A 3405-nucleotide genomic window follows, 5' to 3' on the forward strand; every position below is an offset into this window, starting at 1 on the left:
GGTAGTGCCCCGCGGCGTGGTGTAAGAGGGCCGGCCTTCGGAGAGGCTCGAGTTGGTCAGGTCGCCACGGCGGGCAGTCTGACGTTGTGAGTATCGGTGATGCGGGCCAGCGACTCCAGCCCCATGTAACGGCGCGCGACGGCCCACTCGTCGTTGGTTTCGATCATCAGCGCGCCGACCAGACGGATGATGGCCGCGTCGTTCGGAAAGATCCCGACGACATTGGAACGGCGCTTGATCTCCTTGTTGACGCGCTCAAGCGGGTTGGTCGAGCTGATCTGCGCCCAGTGCTCCCTGGGGAAGTCCATGTAGGCGAGCACGTCGTCGCGGGAGGCGTCCATCATGGCGCCGAGCCGGTCATTCTTCTCACGGAGGGCGTCGGCGATGGCGTCCCACTGGGTCTCCGCCTCGGCCTTGGTCTCCTGGGCGAAGATCGTCTTGAGCATTGCGGCCACGGCGGTGCGGCTCTTGGCCGGGGCATGGGCGAGCGCGTTTCTGAGCCAGTGCACGCGACACCGTTGGTGGGTCGCATCGAACACTCGGCGGGCTGCGGCCCTGAGCCCCTTGTGATCGTCGGCCACGACGAGCTTCACGCCGCGCAGGCCGCGATCGGCGAGAGAGCGCAGGAAGCCAGTCCAGAACGTCTCCGCCTCGGAGGGGCCGGTGGCGACGCCGAGCACCTCGCGTCGGCCGTCCCCGTTGACCGCCACCGCGATTATTACGGCACGGCTGATGATCCGGCCGTTCTCGCGCACCCGGATGTAGGTTGCATCGAGCCAGAGATAGGGCCAGGCGCCCTCGAGAGGCCGGGTGAGGAATGCCAGCACGCGCTCGTCGATCTCGGCGCAGAGCCGACTCACCTGGCTCTTAGACACGCCACTCCCGCCCATGGCACGCACCAGATCGTCCACGGCGCGCGTCGAGACGCCGTGCACATAGGCTTCCTGGATGACGGCCACGAGGGCCTTCTCCGCCGTCCTGCGCGGTTCGAGAAAGCTCGGGAAGTAGCTGCCCTTGCGCAGCTTCGGGATCGCCAGGTCGATCCGGCCGGCGCGGGTCTCCCAGCCTCTCTCGCGGTATCCATTGCGCTGCGTGGTGCGCGCCGGTGTGCGCGTTCCTTTTGGCGCGCCCGTCGCAGCCTCGACCTCCATCTCCATCAGCCGCTCGGCGGCATAGGCGAGCATGTCGCGGACGAGATCCTCGTCGGCGGACTTCTCCACCAGCTCCATCAGGGTCATTCTATCGTCGGTCATCGTCGTCTCCGGTTCGGTTCCAGGTTTCGCAACCCGAACCTTCTCCGAAGACCGGCGATGGCCGCCAGCGTCACCGCCGGCCGCGCGCTGCGCTNCGCCGGAGGCTCCGCGCGCGGCCTCCTCCTACACCACGTCCGGGGGCACTGCTTCGATGCGATCGCTGAAGTGCTGGCTCGCCACGCGCCAAAGCTTGAACGGGCGGGGATGGAGACTGGCCCGGTCGCGGTATGGCTTTGGCACGGTCTACGAGATGTAAACGTGCCTCTGGATTGCATACATGCGCGGCGCGCAGCTGCAGCCCTCAAGCTTCAGGCCAACAAGACTGACAGGAACGACGCGCGCGGATTGGCGCAGCTCGTTCGGTCCGGTTGGTATGAGCCGGTTCCCATGAAGTCGATGGCCACGCACCGTGTGCGCGCGATCCTGGTGGCGCGGCAACAGATCGTCGGGATGTGTACCGCGTTGATCAACAAGGTCCGCGGCTTAGCGAAGACGTTCGGAGTCATCGTTGCGCCTGGCAAGGGAGCGTCCTTTGACCGCGCCGTTCGGGCGGGCCTGCCGGAAGATCCGACGGTGCGAAACCTCTTGGAGAGCCTGCTCGCAACACTGAACACACTGCGGGATCAGCGTCGGGCCTTCGACCGACAGCTCGCCGAGTTCGCGAAAGAGAACGAGACGTGTCGGCGCTTGACCACCGCGCCCGGCGTCGGCTCATTGACCGCGATCGCGTTCGCTGCAGCGATTGAAGATCCTGCCCGGTTCCGTCGTGCGCGCGACGTGGGCGCTTATCTGGGCCTAACACCGAAACGATATCAGTCGGGTGAGGTGGACATCGGCGGACGCATATCGAAGTGCGGCGATCGTCTCACACGCAGCCTTCTGTTCGAGGCGGCCTCCGTCATCCTTTACCGAACACGAGGTGACCTCGGTCTGAGAGACTGGGCTCTGCGCATCGCAGCACGGTCGGGAAGTTGGAAGGCGAGAGTGGCGCTCGCCAGAAAGTTGGCAGTGATCCTGTTCCGGATGATGCGCGACGGATCGAGCTTCGAGCGACGATCGAGTGGTGTCGGGCAGCCGGCTTGAGGGGATGACCGGCCAAGAATAATGCACTGACAGAATGCCAGGCTCTCCAGAGCATGGCCACGGCGATCTCGCGACTCGCTTTGCGGCCTCTTCTACCGGATTAGGAACGCGGGAATCACATCGAGACGTCGTTTGATCGGGCGCCACTCCTGCGGCGGGCATCGACTCGACCGCGAAGACGACAACGATCCGCTGGCGGATATCGATCAAGAGCTCTGGAAAACCGGGTTGTGCAATTAGACGACCGGGTTGTGCAATTAGACGACAAGCGGGTTTACCGGATCATGCAGGCCCACGACCTGCCGCTGGCGCGGAAATACTCCGAGCGCCCCGAGCATGTTCACGACGGCAAGATGATCGTCACGCGCTCCAACCTGCGTTGGTGCTCGGACGGGTTCGAGTTCACCTGCTGGAACGTCGACAAGTTGCGCGGTGCCTTCATCATCGATGCCCACGACCGCGAGATCACCGCCTGGCGCGCGGTGGTGAACGCCGGGATCAGCGGCTCCAACATCCGCGACATCATGCTGGAGGCCGTGGAGCGCCGCTTTGGCGGTCACCGCGCGCCCTCGGTCATCGAAATGCTGTCTGACAACGTAGCACCTCGGGAAGAAGGGCTTCCGATAGGTTATGGCCGCGCGCGCAGCCCTCAGACAGCGCAGCGTGTGGCCATAGCCGGGTCTCAGGTCTCAACAGTGGTTTTGCACAACCACACTGCTGAGGAGATCGGCTATGACCACTACCCATTCTATCGCGCCGACCTTGCTGGTCGCCATCGACATTTCCAAACACCGCCACGAGGTCCTGATCGGGATCCCGGGCAGAACACGCCGCCGCCGCTTGACGGTCATGAACACGCTGGAAGACTTCAAGCGCCTGTCCGCGACGCTGGTCGGTTACGACCTTCCGGTTCGGATCGGGTTCGAGGCGACCGGCAATTATCACCGCACATTGGCTCACCATCTGGGCCGGGCCGGGTTCGACCTGAAGCTTGTCTCCTCAGTCGTCCTGGCTCGCACGAGCAGTGCCCCCGGACGTGGTGTAGGAGGAGGCCGCGCGCGGAGCCTCC

The 3405-nt window shown here is 64.7% G+C and carries 3 protein-coding genes and 1 pseudogene; 3 read left to right on the forward strand and 1 reads right to left on the reverse strand.

The features are described from left to right. Positions 1-56 precede the first annotated feature (56 nt). A complete protein-coding gene (locus DKT77_RS13265; RefSeq protein WP_109809696.1) occupies positions 57-1253 on the reverse strand; it encodes an IS256 family transposase in 1197 nt (398 codons plus the stop codon). A 57-nt stretch (positions 1254-1310) separates the two neighbouring features. Between DKT77_RS13265 and DKT77_RS13270 the strand changes: the two genes are divergently transcribed. From DKT77_RS13270 to DKT77_RS13280, 3 genes and pseudogenes are all read left to right on the forward strand, one after another. Next, complete coding sequence (locus DKT77_RS13270; RefSeq protein WP_109812187.1) at positions 1311-2336, forward strand: IS110 family RNA-guided transposase; 1026 nt, start codon at positions 1311-1313, stop codon at positions 2334-2336. A gap of 137 nt (positions 2337-2473) precedes the next feature. Beyond that, positions 2474-2992, forward strand: a pseudogene (locus tag DKT77_RS13275) (IS3 family transposase); the annotation flags it as partial. Positions 2993-3068: 76 nt separating this feature from the next. Beyond that, positions 3069-3405, forward strand: a 337-nt coding sequence (locus DKT77_RS13280; protein WP_146205004.1) for an IS110 family transposase, incomplete at its 3' end; no start/stop codon positions are given.

Source organism: Meridianimarinicoccus roseus, assembly GCF_003172915.1.
Classification (GTDB): Bacteria; Pseudomonadota; Alphaproteobacteria; order Rhodobacterales; family Rhodobacteraceae; genus Meridianimarinicoccus; species Meridianimarinicoccus roseus.